General features: G+C 72.2%; 17 protein-coding genes. 9 read left to right on the top strand and 8 right to left on the bottom strand.

The window, feature by feature from the left end; genetic code table 11:
* Positions 1-2 precede the first annotated feature (2 nt).
* The gene (locus ACH4EB_RS25505; RefSeq protein WP_398349994.1) at positions 3-1,076 is read left to right on the top strand and encodes a ribonucleotide-diphosphate reductase subunit beta; all 1,074 of its coding nucleotides are present in this window, start codon (positions 3-5) and stop codon (positions 1,074-1,076) included.
* Between the two features lie 139 nt (positions 1,077-1,215).
* The gene (locus ACH4EB_RS25500) at positions 1,216-3,102 is read left to right on the top strand and encodes a transglycosylase domain-containing protein (RefSeq protein WP_398349993.1); all 1,887 of its coding nucleotides are present in this window, start codon (positions 1,216-1,218) and stop codon (positions 3,100-3,102) included.
* A gap of 22 nt (positions 3,103-3,124) precedes the next feature.
* On the opposite strand, the gene def is transcribed toward ACH4EB_RS25500, so the two are convergent.
* From def to ACH4EB_RS25480, 4 genes are all read right to left on the bottom strand, one after another.
* Positions 3,125-3,766 carry a peptide deformylase gene (gene def, locus ACH4EB_RS25495; RefSeq protein ID WP_398349991.1) on the bottom strand — a complete coding sequence of 214 codons (642 nt, stop codon included), beginning with the start codon at positions 3,764-3,766 and terminating at the stop codon, positions 3,125-3,127.
* A gap of 192 nt (positions 3,767-3,958) precedes the next feature.
* A complete protein-coding gene (locus ACH4EB_RS25490; protein WP_398349990.1) occupies positions 3,959-4,945 on the bottom strand; it encodes a tetratricopeptide repeat protein in 987 nt (328 codons plus the stop codon).
* A gap of 832 nt (positions 4,946-5,777) precedes the next feature.
* The gene (gene rsrA / locus ACH4EB_RS25485; protein ID WP_398349989.1) at positions 5,778-6,185 is read right to left on the bottom strand and encodes a mycothiol system anti-sigma-R factor; all 408 of its coding nucleotides are present in this window, start codon (positions 6,183-6,185) and stop codon (positions 5,778-5,780) included.
* Positions 6,182-6,880: a sigma-70 family RNA polymerase sigma factor gene (locus tag ACH4EB_RS25480; RefSeq protein ID WP_398350133.1), complete on the bottom strand. Its 699-nt coding sequence runs from the start codon at positions 6,878-6,880 to the stop codon at positions 6,182-6,184. Before ACH4EB_RS25480 ends, rsrA begins: the two co-directional genes overlap by 4 nt.
* A 345-nt stretch (positions 6,881-7,225) precedes the next feature.
* Between ACH4EB_RS25480 and ACH4EB_RS25475 the strand changes: the two genes are divergently transcribed.
* A complete protein-coding gene (locus ACH4EB_RS25475; protein ID WP_398349988.1) occupies positions 7,226-7,819 on the top strand; it encodes a helix-turn-helix domain-containing protein in 594 nt (197 codons plus the stop codon).
* A 145-nt stretch (positions 7,820-7,964) separates the two neighbouring features.
* Here the strand turns inward: ACH4EB_RS25475 and ACH4EB_RS25470 are convergent, their stop codons facing one another.
* Together ACH4EB_RS25470 and ACH4EB_RS25465 are read right to left on the bottom strand one after the other, a co-directional pair.
* Entirely contained in the window at positions 7,965-8,591 is a 627-nt protein-coding gene (locus ACH4EB_RS25470; protein WP_398349987.1) for an alpha/beta family hydrolase, read from the bottom strand.
* 91 nt (positions 8,592-8,682) lie between these two features.
* Complete coding sequence (locus ACH4EB_RS25465) at positions 8,683-9,501, bottom strand: SOS response-associated peptidase (protein WP_398349986.1); 819 nt, start codon at positions 9,499-9,501, stop codon at positions 8,683-8,685.
* Between the two features lie 35 nt (positions 9,502-9,536).
* Between ACH4EB_RS25465 and ACH4EB_RS25460 the strand changes: the two genes are divergently transcribed.
* The 4 genes from ACH4EB_RS25460 to ACH4EB_RS25445 all read left to right on the top strand — a co-directional run bounded on the left by ACH4EB_RS25460 (position 9,537) and on the right by ACH4EB_RS25445 (position 13,319).
* Positions 9,537-10,250 carry a M50 family metallopeptidase gene (locus ACH4EB_RS25460; protein ID WP_398349985.1) on the top strand — a complete coding sequence of 238 codons (714 nt, stop codon included), beginning with the start codon at positions 9,537-9,539 and terminating at the stop codon, positions 10,248-10,250.
* 266 nt (positions 10,251-10,516) lie between these two features.
* The gene (aroA, locus tag ACH4EB_RS25455; RefSeq protein WP_398349984.1) at positions 10,517-11,884 is read left to right on the top strand and encodes a 3-phosphoshikimate 1-carboxyvinyltransferase; all 1,368 of its coding nucleotides are present in this window, start codon (positions 10,517-10,519) and stop codon (positions 11,882-11,884) included.
* 13 nt (positions 11,885-11,897) lie between these two features.
* Positions 11,898-12,905 carry a ribosome small subunit-dependent GTPase A gene (gene rsgA / locus ACH4EB_RS25450; protein ID WP_398349983.1) on the top strand — a complete coding sequence of 336 codons (1,008 nt, stop codon included), beginning with the start codon at positions 11,898-11,900 and terminating at the stop codon, positions 12,903-12,905.
* A 90-nt stretch (positions 12,906-12,995) separates the two neighbouring features.
* Complete coding sequence (locus ACH4EB_RS25445; RefSeq protein ID WP_398349981.1) at positions 12,996-13,319, top strand: DMT family transporter; 324 nt, start codon at positions 12,996-12,998, stop codon at positions 13,317-13,319.
* A gap of 46 nt (positions 13,320-13,365) precedes the next feature.
* Here ACH4EB_RS25445 and ACH4EB_RS25440 read toward each other — a convergent pair whose 3' ends face one another.
* Positions 13,366-14,016: a TetR/AcrR family transcriptional regulator gene (locus ACH4EB_RS25440; protein ID WP_398349980.1), complete on the bottom strand. Its 651-nt coding sequence runs from the start codon at positions 14,014-14,016 to the stop codon at positions 13,366-13,368.
* A 141-nt stretch (positions 14,017-14,157) separates the two neighbouring features.
* Between ACH4EB_RS25440 and hisN the strand changes: the two genes are divergently transcribed.
* Together hisN and ACH4EB_RS25430 are read left to right on the top strand one after the other, a co-directional pair.
* Positions 14,158-14,961, top strand: a complete 804-nt coding sequence (gene hisN, locus ACH4EB_RS25435; RefSeq protein WP_398349979.1) for a histidinol-phosphatase — start codon at positions 14,158-14,160, stop codon at positions 14,959-14,961.
* 188 nt (positions 14,962-15,149) lie between these two features.
* Positions 15,150-15,563 carry a cyclic nucleotide-binding/CBS domain-containing protein gene (locus ACH4EB_RS25430; protein WP_398350132.1) on the top strand — a complete coding sequence of 138 codons (414 nt, stop codon included), beginning with the start codon at positions 15,150-15,152 and terminating at the stop codon, positions 15,561-15,563.
* A gap of 232 nt (positions 15,564-15,795) precedes the next feature.
* On the opposite strand, the gene ACH4EB_RS25425 is transcribed toward ACH4EB_RS25430, so the two are convergent.
* Positions 15,796-17,259, bottom strand: a complete 1,464-nt coding sequence (locus ACH4EB_RS25425; RefSeq protein WP_398349977.1) for a catalase — start codon at positions 17,257-17,259, stop codon at positions 15,796-15,798.
* Positions 17,260-17,343 lie beyond the last annotated feature (84 nt).

The raw sequence follows: 17,343 nt of genomic DNA, 5'->3' as shown, positions 1-17,343 counted from the left end.
CCATGACTACCGCACCCGAGAAGAACGACACCCCCGAGACGTCCGCGGCCGCCTCGCACACCGCCACCACCGGCAGCAAGAACCTCCTCGACCCGGGCTTCGAGCTGACCCTGCGCCCGATGCGCTACCCGGACTTCTACGACCGCTACCGGGACGCGATCAAGAACACCTGGACCGTGGAGGAGGTCGACCTCCACTCCGACGTGGCCGACCTCGCCAAGCTGTCGCCCGGCGAGCAGCACATGATCGGCCGGCTCGTCGCGTTCTTCGCGACCGGCGACTCGATCGTGGCGAACAACCTGGTCCTGACGCTCTACAAGCACATCAACTCCCCCGAGGCGCGGCTCTACCTGAGCCGGCAGCTCTTCGAGGAGGCCGTGCACGTCCAGTTCTATCTGACGCTGCTGGACACCTACCTGCCCGATCCGGACGACCGCGCGGCCGCGTTCGCCGCGGTGGAGAACATCCCCTCCATCCGCGAGAAGGCCGAGTTCTGCTTCAAGTGGATGGACTCGGTCGAGTCCATCGACCGGCTGGAGTCGAAGGCCGACCGCCGCCGCTTCCTGCTGAACCTGATCTGCTTCGCGGCCTGCATCGAGGGCCTCTTCTTCTACGGCGCCTTCGCGTACGTGTACTGGTTCCGCTCGCGCGGCCTGCTGCACGGCCTGGCGACCGGCACCAACTGGGTCTTCCGCGACGAGACCATGCACATGAACTTCGCGTTCTCGGTCGTGGACACGGTGCGCGAGGAGGAGCCGGACCTCTTCGACGACGAGCTGGAGCGCCAGGTCGTCGACATGCTCAAGGAGGCCGTCGAGGCCGAGCTGCAGTTCGGCCGCGACCTGTGCGGCGACGGCCTGCCGGGCATGAACACCGAGTCGATGCGCGAGTACCTCCAGTGCGTCGCCGACCAGCGCCTCCAGCGCCTCGGCTTCGCGCCGGTGTACGGCTCGGAGAACCCGTTCTCCTTCATGGAGCTGCAGAACGTCCAGGAGCTGACCAACTTCTTCGAGCGGCGCGCCTCGGCCTACCAGGTCGCCGTCGAGGGCTCGGTCTCCTTCGACGACGAGTTCTGACCGGACCGGAGGGGGCCGGCCCGCACGGACCGGCCCCCTCCGCTTCTTTGTGTCCGACGAATCCGGACCGCATTTGATGAGTCGATGACAACGTGCGGGCAACGGCAACCCTGCCCCGGCCCGCCCGCTCTCCCCTTGCATGAAGGGCAGCGAGCAACCGAGGAAACGGTTCATCGACTATCCCCGCCGAGGCCGTGGCGGCCGGCGCCGCTGGCTGCCGTCCTGGAGACAGCAGCTCGGCGCCGCCGCCGTCGGCACGGCCGGGCTCGCCGGTCTCTTCGCCTTCGTGTACGCACAGGTCGACATCCCGGACGAGAACGCCGCCGCACGCCGGGAAGCCACCGTCTACTACTGGGCGGACGGCAGCCAGATGGTGAGCGAGGGCGCCGTCAACCGGCAGAACGTCACCCTCGCCCAGGTGCCCGACTCCGTCGAACACGCCGTCATCGCCGCCGAGAACGCAAGTTTCTACTCCGATTCCGGCGTCTCGCTCTCCGGTATCGCCCGCGCCGGATGGAACATGGTCAAGGGCCAGGAGGCCCAGGGCGGTTCCACCATCACCCAGCAGTTCGTGAAGAACACCTATCTCTCGCAGGACCAGACGCTCAAGCGCAAGGTGAAGGAATTCTTCATCGCGCTGAAGCTGGATCACCGCAAGTCCAAGACGGACATCCTTCAGGGCTATCTCAACACCAGCTATTTCGGGCGGCATTCCTTCGGCATCCAGGCCGCCGCGAACGCGTACTACGGCGTGCCGGCCAAGAGCCTCGACCCCAGCCAGGGCGCGGCGCTGGCCGCGCTGCTCAAAGGCGCCGAGCAGTACGATCCGGCACTGAGCGACGCCCACCACCGCCGTGCGGTGGAGCGCTGGAAGTGGATTCTGGACCGTGAGGTGGAAACCGGCCTGATGAGCCGGGAAGAACGGGCCCGCTACACGACGTTCCCGGAGCCTCGCCAACCCGTCACCCCGACCAGCCAGAAAGGCCAGACCGGCTATCTCGTCGACGCCGCGAAGAAATACCTCCGCAGCCGTACGGACCTGACCGACCGCGATCTGGCCCGCGGCGGCTATCGCATCCACACCACCTTCGAGAAGGACAAGGTGGCGCGGCTGACGAAAGCGGTGGAGGACGAGCGGCGCCGCGGCATCGATCCGAAGAAGCGCGCCGCCGACACGTACGTGGAATGCGGTGCCGCGTCCGTGCGGGCCCGGGACGGCGCGGTCGTCGCGCTCTACGGCGGCCCGGACGCGACGAAGCACTTCGTGAACAACGCCGACACCGCGGGCGTGCCGGCCGGCTCGGCCTTCAAACCGTTCGTGGTGGCCGCCGCCCTCCGCGAGGAGAGCGCCACGCCCTCGGAGGACGCCGCCGCTCCGTCCCCGGCGCCGGCGGACGCCGCGCTGCCCGCGCTGTACGAGGGCCTGGTGACCTCCGCCCACCCGCCGTTCGTCGGCGCGGGCCGGCGCCTGGGCCTGGCGAGGATCCGGGACCTGGCCGTCGCGGCGGGCCTGCGCGAGGAGAGCCTGGCCCGCCTGGAGCAGACGTTTCCGCTCGGCACCTCCACGCCCAGCGCGATCCGGCTGGCCGGCGCGTACTCGCTGTTCGGCAACGACGGCAGCCGGACCGAACCGTACTCGGTGACCGGGGTCGTGCACGACGGCAAGCCGCTGCCGGGCCTGGAGCCGCCGGCCCCCCGCCAGGTCCTGACCCCGGAGGCGGCCCGCGCCATCAGCCGGCCGCTGGGCGCCTTCGCCTGGAAGTCGCTGCCCCAGGAGACCACCGCCCGGCTGCCGCAGGGCATCATCGCGGGCGGCACCGGCCCGGACGACCGCATGCGGTCGGCGTGGTTCATCGGCAACGACGGCTCCCCCGGGGGCGGGCTGACCACCGCCGTCACCGTCTTCCGCGCCAAGCCGGGGACGCCGCGGCTGCTGCCCATGGAGGGCGTGGGCGGCGACACCCGGTTCGGCAGCGGCATACCGCCCCGGATCTGGGGCGCGTACGCCACCGGCACGGCGAAGTGACCGCGGCCGGGGCGGGCCGGGCTCAGTCGTTGGCGACGACGGGGTAGCGCGGCTCGCGCTCGGCCATCTGCTTCAGCGCGTCCTTGCGGTCGCGCTTGGAGAGCCGGTCGATGTACAGGTAGCCGTACAGGTGGTCGGTCTCGTGCTGGAGGCAGCGCGCGAAGTAGCCGGTGCCCTCGACCGCGATCGGGTTGCCCTCGGTGTCCTGGCCGCGGACGACCGCGTAGTCCGGGCGGGCCAGCTCCGCGTACGCGCCGGGCACCGACAGGCAGCCCTCGTTCGAGTCGTCCAGCACCCGCCGCTCGACCGGCAGCTCGTCCAGGACCGGGTTGCAGACCGCGCCGACGTGCCGGACGCCCTCGTCGTCCATGCAGTCGTAGACGAAGACCTTCAGGTCCACGCCGATCTGGTTGGCGGCCAGGCCCACGCCCTCGGCCGTGCGCTGGCTGGCGAACATGTCGTCGACGAGCTGGGCCAGCTTGTCGTCGAACTCGGTGACGTCCTTGCACTCCTTGTGCAGCACCGGGTTGCCGACGACGGTGATCGGGCGGGACGTACCGCGCTCGCGGTGCGCCTCCTCCCGCTCCGCCGCGCCGGTCACGTCGTCGACGAAGCCCTCCGCCGCCCGCTCCTCGTTGTGGTCAAAAACAGGCTGTTGCGCCATGTCCGCCGTAAGCCTTCCTGGAAACCCGAAATATTCGCCCTCCAGCCTACGCGGGGCGTCCTGCGGGCTCTCGGATACCGCGTCCGGTCACCGTCGCGCACCGGGAGTGCGCCGGACGCCGTGCGCCGGTCCGGGCCGTGTCCCGGGCACCGGTCCGGGCCGTGTCCCGGGCACCGTCTCGGCCCGCGGCCGTCAGCAGACCTCTTCGAGGTCCCGCCACTCGCGGGTGTCCGGGCTGTCCGCGACCCAGCCGTCCAGCAGGCCGCGCACCAGCCCGGCGGGGGCCGCGATGCCGCACTCGCGCTCCGGCACCCACAGCGAGCCGGAGCCCGCCGTACGGTGGCCCAGCGGCCCCGGGTGGCCCGGTTCGCTGTGGTCGTGCGGGTCCAGGTGCTCGCCCTCGCCCTCGTCGCTGGGCATCCGGCTCTCCGAGCAGGTACGGCACAGCAGGCGCACGGAGGACGACCAGTCCTCGGCGGCGAAGCCCGCGTCGGCGGCCAGCCGCTCCAGGGCGTCCCGGTCGGTCTCCGTGGCGGCCTCCAGGAGCACCACCCAGGTCGGCACCGGGGAGGGCGCCCACAGCTCGATCTCGTCGAACACCGGGAAGGACGGGCCGGCGGCGGTCGTGCGCTCGCCGTTGGGCACGCCGTCGTGCAGCACCACCTCGCCCCAGCGCCGCCCGGAGGACGGCAGCGGGATGGAGAGCACCTCGATGCGCGCCGGGTCCAGCCGGCGGCCCCAGACCACCTCCGCCTCGCCCTCCGGCGACAGGCGTACGGCGGCGCTGCCCAGCTCCATGCCGACCGGTTCGGCGGACGGCGAGCCCTCACCGGGGACCTTCAGGCCGTACGCCTGCCAGGCCCGCCGGGCCAGCGGCCAGTCCTGCAGGGCGGTGGCCGCGATGCCCACGTTCCACCAGTCGGGGGCCCCGGCCTCGCGGTCCAGCAGGGCGACCGCGCGCAGTCCGGCGGCGCGCGCCTGCTCCCAGTCGTGCCGGAACTTGTGCAGCAGCGCGAGGTTGAACCAGGACTCCGACAGCCACGGCTCCATGTCGGCCGCCCGCGTCAGCAGGGCGCCCGCGTCCTCGTAACGGCCGTCACCGATCAGCGTGAAAGCGCGGTCGGTCGCCTGCCGCCACGAGGCGGAGGGCCGGTGCCGTACCTTGCCGAAGATCTTCACGATTCCCGCCTGCTGGTTGCTTCCTGGATGCCGCCCCGGGCCAAGGCCGGGGGTCCTGCGAGGGCCCACTCGACAACCTGCCACAGATTGCCGCCGGGCTCAGCCCGGTTGCCGCGCCGCCCGCGGCCCGCCACCGACCCCCTCACCGGCTCCTTGCCTTTCGCCGACCCCCTGAATCCCCGTTCGTGGGGGTTCCTTCGCATCCAACCATGCCCATCTCCGGGGCCGCTCATTACCCATCGGTTCCATGACCTTGCGCGGGCCTTTGCGTAGATCTGTGCGGGAGCGCCGGGCCGGGAAGCCGCCGGGCCGGGCGGCTCTTCGGATGGCTCTTCCGGGGGACCGCCGTCCGGTTCCTGTACGACTGCGGCCCGTCCGCCCGGGGGCGTGCCGACCCGGCTCGTATCGCGGTCTCGCCGGGGCGGGGTCCGCTGCCGACGGCCGAGCGGCGGCACGGCGCGGCGCGCGGCCGTACGCGCCGTTTCGCGGCACGGCCCTCGTCAACGCGGCCGTGCCGAACGCCAGATGAGCCCCCAGCGGCCGTGCCGGCGGCCCACGCCAGGCGGCCCGAGGCCCGTACCGCTCGGTGGCGACGAAGACGGCGCCTTCCGAGGCCGTCGGAACGCGGCAGGAGACGCCGGGCGCCGCCGCAGCGGCAGCAGGGCGTTACGGGAACGGTGATCCGCCGTGCGGGAGTTGACCCCCATAGGGGCGCGCTCCCGCCAGGAGGAGGAGCGAGAAGGAGAACCGGCCGCTCTCGCCGGGTACGGCGGATCTGTGGATCGGGCAGGGCGAGCCGCCCCGCCCTCACCCCGTGGGGTGATACGCCGCGCTATTCGGCTCGCGCGGTCTCACCACGCGCGTCGAGCGGGGTGTCCGAGCCCGGCCCGGACGCCTGCTCGGGGGCCTTGGCGGCCGCGGCGGCGCGGGCCTCTGCCTGCTCCTGCTTGGCCTGTTCGAGCACGCTCTGCTCGGGCACCGCCTCGCCCGCGCGGATCAGGTCGATCCGGCCCATCACCTTCGACCGCAGGTCGACCGGAACGTCGTCGTGGCCGCAGCAGCGCTTGACCAGCTTCTTGACGGCCTGCTCCAGCCCGTACTTCTCCAGGCAGGGCGAGCATTCGTCGAAGTGCTCCTGGAACTTCTCGCACTCACCGGCCGGCATCTCCCGGTCGAGGTACTCGTACAGGTGGTCGAGGACCTCTGAGCAGTCCTTCTCGTGCGGCTCTCCGCAGCTCATGATCCCGAGCCTTTCCGATCGTGCGGCTGCGACGACTGCGCGGTCGCAGCGCCTGCCCCGGCGGGGACCAGCCCACGCTCACGGGCGTAATCCTCCAGCATGCCGCGCAGTTGGCGCCGGCCGCGGTGCAGACGGGACATCACCGTGCCGATGGGTGTACCCATGATGTCGGCGATCTCCTTGTACGCAAAGCCCTCGACGTCCGCGAGGTAGACCGCGATGCGGAATTCCTCCGGGATGGCCTGAAGGGCCGCCTTCACATCGGAGTCGGGCAGGTGGTCCAGCGCCTGGGACTCGGCGGACCGCAGGCCCGTGGACATGTGCGACTCGGCGCGCGCGAGCTGCCAGTCCTCGATCTCCTCGGCGGCGCTGCGCTGGGGTTCGCGCTGCTTCTTGCGGTAGGAGTTGATGAAGGTGTTCGTGAGAATGCGGTACAGCCACGCCTTGAGGTTCGTTCCCTCACGGAACTGGTGGAAGGACGCATACGCCTTCGCATACGTCTCCTGAACCAGGTCCTCCGCATCGGCCGGGTTGCGCGTCATGCGCAGCGCGGCCGAATACATCTGGTCCAGGAAGGTGAGGGCGTCCCGCTCGAAGCGCGCGTTGCGCTCCGCGTCGGTCTCCCGCTTCCCGTTACCAGCGTGTACCTCTGCCGTACCGTCGGTCCCTGCGTCGGTACCGGTGACCGGACCCACCTCCTCCAACACCGTGACGGATCCGGACGCGGACCCGCTCGATTCGGAGAATAGACGACGATCCGGTGCCGCCGCCGCTCCAGCCATGGCGGTCTGGGCGCCCCTCAGCGTTGACCACTGCAGGTCAGCGGCCTGCGGGCGGGCTGGGCAAGCGATTCCCATGCGGCGGACTCCACTTCTTCGAAGATTCCTTCAGCGTTCCTACAACCGGCACAACAGCCGCACCCCGCACGTCATTCCCGCCCCACGGGGCCGGCCCGTGAGCAGGGTCACGGGGCCCGGCGGACCGGCCCGGGCACCCGGGTGGCGCTTGACAAACAGGCTTGCCGCTTCAGCAATGAAGAGATGGACGACAAGGCGTACGAACGGGTGCTGACGAACGTGGGGCCGCGGCTGCGGCGGCTGCGGCAGGACAGAGGGGTGACGCTGACCGCCCTCGCGGAGACGACGGGCATCTCGGTGAGCACCCTCTCCCGCCTCGAATCGGGCGGCCGCAAGGCCACGCTCGAACTGCTGCTGCCGCTCGCCCAGGCCCATCAGGTGCCGCTGGACGAGCTGGTCGGGGCGCCCGAGGTGGGCGACCCACGGGTGCGCGCCGCGCCGCAGCGCAGGGGGCACATGACGTTCGTGCCGCTGACCCGGCAGCCCGGCGGGCTCCAGGCGTACAAGATGATCATCGATCCGGTGCCGGGCCCGCCCGAGCAGCGCACCCACGAGGGCTACGAGTGGGTGTACGTGCTCTCCGGGCGGCTGCGGCTGCTGCTCGCGGACCGGGACGTGGTGCTGCGCTCCGGCGAGGCGGCGGAGTTCGACACCCGGCTGCCGCACTGGTTCGGCCCGGCGGGCGACGAACCGGTGGAGCTGCTCAGCCTCTTCGGGCGACAGGGCGAGCGGATGCACGTACGCGCCAGGCCGCGGGGCAAGGGGGACGGGGACTGAGGGGAGCGGACGGGCGGGCCGGGGCGTGGCTGGGGGGGGGCGGAGCGGAGCGGGCGCGGTGGACGGTACGGCGTGGCCGGGCGGGCGCGGTGGCCGGGCGGGCGCGGTGGCCGGGCGGGCGCGGCCCGTCAGACGGAGGAGCCCGTCAGCCGAAAAGGCCGTCCAGCCACTCCCCCGCCGCGTCCGTGATCACGGCCATCGCCGCCGACTCGTCGAGATCCGCCTTCTTCGGTACGGCGAAACCGTGGTCCCCGTACGGCACCTCGACGACGCGGGTGCCCGCCGGGAACTCCGACGGGCGGCCGAACGGGTCCCGGCCGCCCTGCACCACCAGCGTCGGCAGCCCGGCCCCGGTCAGCTCGTCGGCGCGCGACGTGTCCGGCTTGCCCGGCGGGTGCAGCGGGAAGCTCAGCGCCAGTACGCCGTGCGCGCCCAGGTCGCGCGCCGTGCGGCAGGCCACCCGCGCCCCCGCGCTGCGCCCGCCCGCGACGACCGGCAGGCCCGGCTTCTCCAGCGCCGGCCACAGCGCGGTCCAGGCGGTGTCCAGCGTCTTGGGGGCCGGTGCGAGCTTCTTGCCGGCCACCCGCCACGGCTGCTCGACCAGCGCCACGGTGTATCCGCGCGCGGGCAGCTCCGCCGCCAGCGCGCGCAGATCGCGTGCTTCGATGCCGCCGCCGGCGCCGTGGCTGACGGCGAGGACGGCGCGCGCGTCCCCGGCCGGGTGCCAGGTGATACGCGCCTCACCCACGGGAGTCTCAACTGTTTCGCTCACGCCCTCATCCTGCCGCCCCGCGCGCCCGGAGCGGTGCCGGGGCGCGCGACGGGCGGGCAGCCGAGCGCTCGGCGCGTCAGCGGCCAGGGCCTCAGAACAGCGTGCCCACCTCCGGGGCCGCCAGCTCCTCGACCAGCTCCGGCCCGTTGTTACGGACGTTGCTCACCTCGGACGGGACCGGGTACGCGCGCATCAGCCCGGCGGGCGGCGGCGCGAGCAGCGGCAGCAGGTCGTCCACGTCCGTACGCGCCGGGTCGAGCCAGGCGTCCCACTTGTCGGGCGTCATGACCAGTGGCATCCGCGGGTGGATGTCGGCGAGCGCCTGCGGCCCCGCGCCGCCGTCCGCGTTCGCCAGCGGGGTGGTCTCGGCCTCGGTGGTGACGACCGTGCAGGTCACCCACCAGGCCCGCGGGTGGTCGTCGGGCAGCGTACGGTCGCGCCAGAACTCGTACAGCCCGGCCATCGCCATCACCTGGCCGTCCGCCGGCGTGACGAAGTACGGCTGCTTGCGGGGGCGCTTCTTCCTGCCCTGCTCCTCCAGCTTCCGCTCGCCGGCGGCGGTGACCCACTCGTAATAGCCGTCGCCGGGCAGCAGGCAGCGGCGGGCCGCGAACGGCCGCCGGAACGAGGGCTTCTCGTGCACCGTCTCCGCCCGCGCGTTGATCATCTTCACTCCGACATCGGCCGATTTCGCCCAGGACGGGACCAGCCCCCAGGTCAGTCTGCGCAACTGGCGAACCGGACGGCGGTCTTCCGCGTCTTTAAGGGGACGTTCGAGCACCGCGTGGACGTTCTTCGTCGGGGCGATGTTCCAGTCGGGCGCCAGGGTCTCCTCCGGCTCCCACTTCTCGACCTCGAAGAGCCCCGCCAGGTCCTCGGGGCCGCGACTCGCTGCATACCGTCCGCACATGTATGCCACAGTGCCACGCCACACCAAGGGGAGAGATGGACACCGGTCATATCACCGACGTATGGGACAGGGTTTTCGGCCTCCAGCCCGACCCGCCGCCCTGGCTCGTCGTCGTCACCGCGGTGCTCGCCCTGGGTGCCATCGCCCCGTACCGCGCCTGGCGGCTGTCCCGTAATGCCATCACCATCGCGCACGAGGGCGGGCACGGGCTCGTCGCCCTGCTCAGCGGCCGCCGGCTGGCCGGCATCCGGCTGCACTCGGACACCTCGGGGCTGACGGTCTCCCGCGGCAAGCCGACCGGCCTCGGCATGATCCTCACCGCGGCCGCCGGGTATGTCACCCCGTCCCTGCTGGGGCTCCTGGGCGCCTGGCTGCTGGCCTCCGGGCACATCACGGCGCTGCTGTGGGGCGCCACCGCGCTGCTCGCCGCGATGCTGCTGATGATCCGTAACGCGTACGGCGTGCTGACCGTCGTGCTCGCCGGGGCGGCGTTCTTCCTCGTCTCCTGGCTGACCAGCGCCGATGTGCAGGCGGCGTTCGCGTACGCGGTGGTGTGGTTCCTGCTGCTGGGCGGCGTACGGCCGCCCTTCGAGCTCCAGGGCAAACGGCGCCGCGGCCGGGCCGGGGACTCCGACCCCGACGAGTTGGCCCGGCTCACCCGCGTACCGGCGGCCGTCTGGCTGGGACTCTTCCACCTCGTGACGCTGTGCTCGCTGGCCGGCGGCGGGCGCTGGCTGCTGGACCTCTGAGCCGGCGCCGGCCGCGCGCCGCGCCCGTACCGAGCCGGTACGGTCCGCACGCCGCACCCCGGGCCGCGCGCCGCGCCGTGCGCCGGCACCCGCCACCAGCCGGTACGGGCCGCGCTCGGGTGCCCGCCGGACGCGCCCCGGAGCGCGGGACCGGGCGTACGGCACCGGACGGTGACCCGTCCCGCACTATCAGTGCCGTGTTTCCTCCAGGTTGCGCCACTTCTGATCAAGATTTGCACCCCGGCCCAGCCATTAAAGTGAGGGACATGACCGAGAGCCCCGCGCATCCCGCCCTCTGGCCCGCCCCCGCCGCTGCCGGAGCGGTCGACGCCACCGTCACCGTGCCCGGCTCCAAATCGGTCACCAACCGTGGCCTCGTCCTCGCCGCCCTGTCCTCCGAACCCGGCTGGCTGCGCCGCCCGCTGCGCTCCCGGGACACCCTGCTGATGGCCGAGGCGCTGCGCACGATGGGCGTCGGCATCGAGGAGACCGCCCCCTCCAGTGCCGCCTCGACGGCCGGCGCGGACGGCGGCGGCGGGGAGGCGTGGCGGGTGATCCCGGCCGGTCTGCACGGCCCGGCCACGGTCGACGTCGGCAACGCCGGTACGGTCATGCGCTTCCTGCCCCCGGTCGCGGCCCTCGCCGACGGCGCCATCCGCTTCGACGGCGACCCGCGTTCCTACGAGCGCCCGCTCGACGGCGTGATCAACGCGCTGCGCTCGCTCGGCGCCCGGATCGACGACGACGGCCGCGGCGCGCTGCCCATGACGGTGTTCGGCGGCGGTGCCCTGGAGGGCGGCGCCGTGGAGATCGACGCCTCCTCCTCGTCGCAGTTCGTCAGCGCGCTGCTGCTGTCCGCGCCGCGCTTCAACCAGGGCGTCGAGGTCCGGCACGTCGGTTCGGCCCTGCCCTCCATGCCGCACATCCGGATGACCGTCGACATGCTGCGCAGCGTCGGCGCCCAGGTGGACACCCCCGAGTCCGGCGGCGAGCCGAACGTCTGGCGGGTCACCCCCGGTGCCCTGCTGGGCCGCGACCTGATCGTCGAGCCGGACCTGTCCAACGCCCAGCCGTTCCTGGCGGCGGCGCTGGTCACCGGCGGCCGGGTCACCATCCCCGACTGGCCCGAGCGCACCACCCAGCCCGGTGACGCGCTGCGCGAGATCTTCACCGCCATGGGCGGTTCCTGCGAACTGACCGAGCGCGGTCTGACCTTCACCGGCACCGGCCGCGTCCACGGCATCGACGTCGACCTCGGCGAGGTCGGCGAGCTGACCCCCGGCATCGCCGCGGTGGCCGCCCTCGCCGACTCCCCCTCGACCCTGCGCGGCGTCGCCCACCTGCGCCTGCACGAGACCGACCGGCTGGCGGCGCTCACCAAGGAGATCAACGAGCTGGGCGGCGACGTCACCGAGACCGAGGACGGTCTGCACATCCGGCCGCGCGCGTTGCACGGCGGCATCTTCCACACGTACGAGGACCACCGGCTGGCCACCGCCGCCGCGATCATCGGCCTGACCGTGCCGGGCGTGCAGGTGGAGAACGTGGCGACGACCGCCAAGACGCTCCCCGACTTCCCCGCCCTGTGGACCGGGATGCTGGGCGAGGCGGCGACCCCCGCCCGGAGAGGCTGAGGCTCCTTCGACCATGCGCCGCTACGGCAAGAACCCCGACGAGGACGACATCCGCGTCCGCCCCAACCGCAAGGGCAACCGCCCCCGTACGAACATCCGGCCCAAGCACGAGGACGCCAGCGAGGGCCTGGTCCTGACCGTCGACCGGGGCCGGACCACCTGCCTCATCGAGGACCGCACCGTCATCGCGATGAAGGCCCGCGAACTGGGCCGCAAGTCCGTCGTCGTCGGTGACCGGGTCGCGGTCGTCGGTGACCTGACCGGGGCGAAGGACACCCTCGCCCGGATCGTCCGGGTCGAGCCGCGCAGCTCCACCCTGCGGCGGACTGCGGACGACGACGACCCGTTCGAGCGGGTGGTCGTCGCCAACGCCGATCAGCTCGCGATCGTCACCGCGCTCGCCGACCCGGAGCCGCGGCCGCGGCTGATCGACCGCTGCCTGGTCGCCGCGTACGACGCGGGCCTGGACCCGCTGCTGGTGCTGACCAAGTCCGACCTCGCCTCCCCCGACGCGCTCCTGGAGTCCTACGGCGCGCTCGGCGTCCCGTACATCGTCACCAGCCGCGACGAACTCGCCGACGGCGCCGCGGCCGACCGCGTCCGCGAACGGCTGCGCGGCCACATGACCGCCTTCGTCGGGCACTCCGGCGTCGGCAAGACCACCCTCGTCAACGCGCTGGTGCCGGACCGCAAGCGGGCCACCGGCCACGTCAACGCGGTCACCGGCCGCGGCCGGCACACCACGACCTCCGCCCTCGCGCTCCCCCTGCCAAACGCCTCGGGCTGGGTCATCGACACCCCCGGCGTGCGCTCCTTCGGCCTCCACCACGTGGATCCCGGCCGGGTCATCCTCGCCTTCCCGGACCTGGTCCCCGGCACCGCCGGCTGCCCCCGCGCGTGCAGCCACGACGAGCCGGACTGCGCCCTGGACCAGTGGGTGGCCGACGGCCACGCGGACCCGGCCCGCCTCTACTCGCTCCGTCGGCTGCTGGCCACCCGGGAGCGACGCGAGGGGGACTGATCGCTCACGTTTGCTGCCCCGTGACCGAGGTAAAGGCATAATCACACCGAGGCTGGCGAAGCGGTCACGGACCGTACGGAGGCAATGGACATGGCGTGGCTGCTCGTCGTGGTGGCGGGGCTCCTGGAGACCGGGTTCGCGGTCTGTCTCAAGCTCTCCCACGGCTTCACCCGGCTCTGGCCCACCATCGCCTTCGCCTGCTTCGCCCTCGGCAGCTTCGGCCTGCTCACCCTCTCCCTGAAGAAGCTCGACGTGGGCCCGGCCTACGCGGTGTGGACCGGTATCGGCGCCGCCGGCACCGCCATCTACGGCATGGTCTTCCTCGGCGACCTCGTCTCCACTCTCAAACTCGTCTCCATCGCCTTCGTCATCGTCGGCGTCGTCGGCCTCCAACTGTCGGGGTCGGCCCACTAGATCGGTCGTGGACCGGCTGGCCCACGACCGGGGCCGCCGGTGGCGGTCAGGAACGAGGGGTGGCGTGGGCGAAGGCCCGGTGGAGCTGGCGGGTGAGGTCCTCCGGTTCGGCGGGGGCGACGACGTACGACAGGGTGAGGCGGGCCGCGGTGGCGCAGGCGGTGCCCAGTTCGGGCAGGTCCTCCTTGGGCCAGTCGGCCTCCAGCGCCGCCATCGCGCAGTCGCAGAACCGGCTCACCAGATCGGTCGGCGCCGGCGGCGGCCCGTCGGCGCGCGCCCCCGGCGGGGTGACCGCGCCGCCGGAGTGCGCCGCGCGCCGCCCCGGCACTCCGCCCGCCGGTGCCGGCAACCGCTCGCTCCAGCAACCCGTCAGGGCCGCGCGTATCAGGGGATTGGTCCGCGCGGCCCGTACGGTCCAGGCGGCCGCGGCCACCACCCGGGCCTCCACGTCCGCGCCCGCGCCTCCCGGTGCCGGGCCCGGCTCCGCCAGGGCCCGGGTCACCCCGGCGATGTAGCCTTCCGTCTCCCGTCGCACCAGGGCCCTGGCCAGCCCCTCCTTGCTGCCGAACTCGTTGTAGAGGGTCTGCCGGGACACCCCGGCCTCGGCCGCGACATCGACCATCCGGACGCCTGCCCACGGCCTGGCCGCGAGCGCCGCGTAGGCGGCGTCCAGCAGGGACTCACGCGCTGTAGGCATCGTCGCCTCCCGGGCCGCCGGCCCAGATGGCCGGTGTGCCGCACAGAATTGACGCGCCGCCAGGGGCTGTCAAGGGTCCGTACGCGCCGGGGATTCGTGGTCATGTGGCTCGGGTCGTATACCAATCGATACTGTTCGCACATGCCCGACTATCACGATGACCTCCGCCTCGGCCACGTCCTGGCGGACGCCGCCGACGCCGCGACCATGGAGCGGTTCAAGGCACTCGACCTCAAGGTCGAGACCAAACCGGACATGACTCCGGTGAGCGAGGCCGACAAGGCGGCCGAGGAACTGATCCGTGGTCATCTGCAGCGCGCCCGTCCGCGCGACGCCGTCCTGGGCGAGGAGTTCGGCAGCGAGGGCTCCGGCCCGCGCCGCTGGATCATCGACCCCATCGACGGCACCAAGAACTATGTGCGCGGGGTGCCGGTCTGGGCCACGCTCATCGCCCTGATGGAGCGCGGGGAGGGCGGCGACCGCCCGGTCGTCGGCGTCGTCTCGGCGCCCGCGCTCAACCGCCGCTGGTGGGCGGCGGAGGGCCTCGGCGCGTACACGGGCCGCAGCCTGACCTCCGCCTCCCGGCTCCAGGCGTCGCAGGTGGGGCGCATCCAGGACGCGTCGTTCGCGTACTCCTCCCTGACCGGCTGGGAGGAGCAGGGCCGGCTGCCCGGCTTCCTCGAACTGTCCCGGGACTGCTGGCGCACCCGTGGCTACGGCGACTTCTGGCCGTACATGATGGTCGCCGAGGGCTCGGTGGACATCTGCGCCGAGCCGGAGCTGTCGCTGTGGGACATGGCGGCCTGCGCTGTCGTCGTACAGGAGTCGGGCGGCCGGTTCACCGGTCTGGACGGCGTCCCGGGGCCGCACAGCGGGAACGCCGCGGCCTCCAACGGCCTGCTGCACGAGGAGCTGCTCAACTACATCGGCGACGGACGCCGCTGAGGCACCACCCGGCTCGTACGCGCCTACGCGACCACACCCTGGGGCGCGCGAACGGAAACCACCCGTTCCGCGCCCCTTGTTGCGCCCCCGGACGCATGTGAACATGAGAACACCGAAGCTTGTGAACTTGTGAATCGATTCGCAAGGTGCACACGCAAGCGTCAAGGAGGTGGCTCCATTCCATGCCCATGTACGTGCGCAACGCCATGAGCACGGTGGTCCTCACCATCGGGCCCGCCCACACCCTGCGCCAGGCAGCCCACCTGATGGCGGCGCGGCGCGTCGGCGCGGCCGTCGTCCTGGACACCGACACCAGCGGGCTCGGCATCCTCACCGAGCGCGACATCCTCAACTCCCTGGGCGCGGGTGAGGACCCGGACCGGGAGACCGCGCAGGCCCACACGACATCGGACGTGGTCTTCGCCGCTCCCGAGTGGACGCTCGACGAGGCCGCCGACGCCATGGTGCGCGGCGGTTTCCGGCACCTCATCGTGCTCGACGACCTGGAGCCGGTGGGCATCGTGTCGGTCCGCGACATCATCCGGTGCCGGGCCACGGTCTCGGAGCGGCGCGCGGAGCCGGTCGGCGCCGTACCGGCGTGACCCCCGCGCGGACGTGACGGCGGGCGGGAACCACGGCACCCGCCCGCGCCGGACCGCGGCCCTGCGGCAGCCGGCGCGGGCGGCACTGCCGCACCCGAGGCGGCGCCCGGCCCTGCCCGGGCCGGCGCGCGGCCGTACGGCGGAAGGCGCGGCCGAACGGCGTCCCGCGCGCACGCGAAGAGGCCGGAGCCCACTGGCGTCCGGCCTCTTCGGTTTTACGACAAGGGATGGGTCAGCCGCGCAGGGCCTGGACCGCGGCCTCCAGCCGCTTGCCGTAGTCGGGGTCCGCCTTGCGGAAGTTCTCGATCGCGCGCTGGGCGATGTCGTCGCGCGAGACCTTCGAGATGAAGCCGGCCAGATTGTCGATCAGGCGCTCCTTCTCCTCTTCCGTCATCAGGCGGTACAGGTTGCCGGCCTGCACGTAGTCGTTGTCCTCCGCGTGCGCGGGTGCGGCCTCCTGACCGGTCGTGCCGCTCACCGCGATCGGCTGCCACAGCGGGCGGTCGGTCTGCACCGGGCCGTCGAAGCTGTTCGGCTCGTAGTTCTTCGCGCGGCCGTGCCGGCCGTCGTAGAGCGAGCCGTCCCGGCCGTGCGAGCGCGCCTCGGTGGCGTGCGGGCGGTTGACCGGCAGGTGGTCGGCGTTGATGCCGACGCGGTAGCGGTGGGCGTCGGCGTACGCGAACAGGCGGCCCTGGAGCATCTTGTCGGGCGAGGGGCCGATGCCCGGCACGAAGTGGTGCGGGGAGAAGATCGACTGCTCGACCTCGGCGAAGATGTTCTCCGGATTGCGGTTGAGCTCCAGCTTGCCGATCTCGATCGGCGGGTAGTCCGCGTGCGGCCAGACCTTGGTCAGGTCGAACGGGTTGAAGCGGTACGTCGCGGCGTCGGCGGCCGGCATGATCTGCACCTGCACGGTCCAGCTCGGGAACTCGCCGCGCTCGATGGACTCGCGCAGGTCACGCTGGTGGCTGTCGGGGTCCTCACCGGCGAGCTTGTCGGCCTCGGCCTGGGTGAGGGTCTTGATGCCCTGGTCGGTCTTGAAGTGGTACTTGACCCAGAAGACCTCGCCGGCCTCGTTGTTCCACTGGTAGGTGTGCGAGCCGAAGCCGTCCATGTGGCGGTAGGACGCCGGGATGCCGCGGTCACCGAACAGCCAGGTCACCTGGTGGGTGGACTCGGGCGACAGACCCCAGAAGTCCCAGACGTTGTCCGCCTCCGTCGAGCCGGTGTACGGGTCGCGCTTCTGGGTGTGGATGAAGTCGGGGAACTTGATGGCGTCCTTGATGAAGAACACCGGGGTGTTGTTGCCGACGAGGTCGTAGTTGCCGTCTTCGGTGTAGAACTTCAGCGCGAAGCCGCGCGGGTCGCGCACCGCGTCGGCGGCGCCGAGGTTGCCGGCGACGGTGGAGAACCGCAGGAACGTCTCGGTCTGCTTGCCGACCTCGGAGAGGAACGCGGCGCGGGTGTACCGCGTGACGTCGGCGGTCACCGTGAAGGTGCCGTACGCACCGGCGCCTCGGGCGTGCACCACGCGCTCCGGGATGCGCTCACGGTTGAAGTGCGCGAGCTTCTCGATCAGGAGCTGGTCCTGGATGAGTCCGGGACCGCCGATGCCGGCCGTCTCGCTGTTCTGGTTGTCCGCGACCGGAGCCCCGGCCTCCGTGGTCAGCGGTCCGGTGCTGCTCTGTACCGACACGTGCGCCTCCTGAGTCTGAACCTGCCCTTGGCTTGCGCCGAAACCGATCCTACATTGGACAATGTCTAAGTCAAGAAGAACCCG

The organism is Streptomyces sp. NPDC018045 (genome assembly GCF_044327445.1).
Taxonomy (GTDB): domain Bacteria; phylum Actinomycetota; class Actinomycetes; order Streptomycetales; family Streptomycetaceae; genus Streptomyces.
Note: the sequence above shows the minus strand (reverse complement) of the source record. Positions and strands in the feature narration are given on the sequence as shown.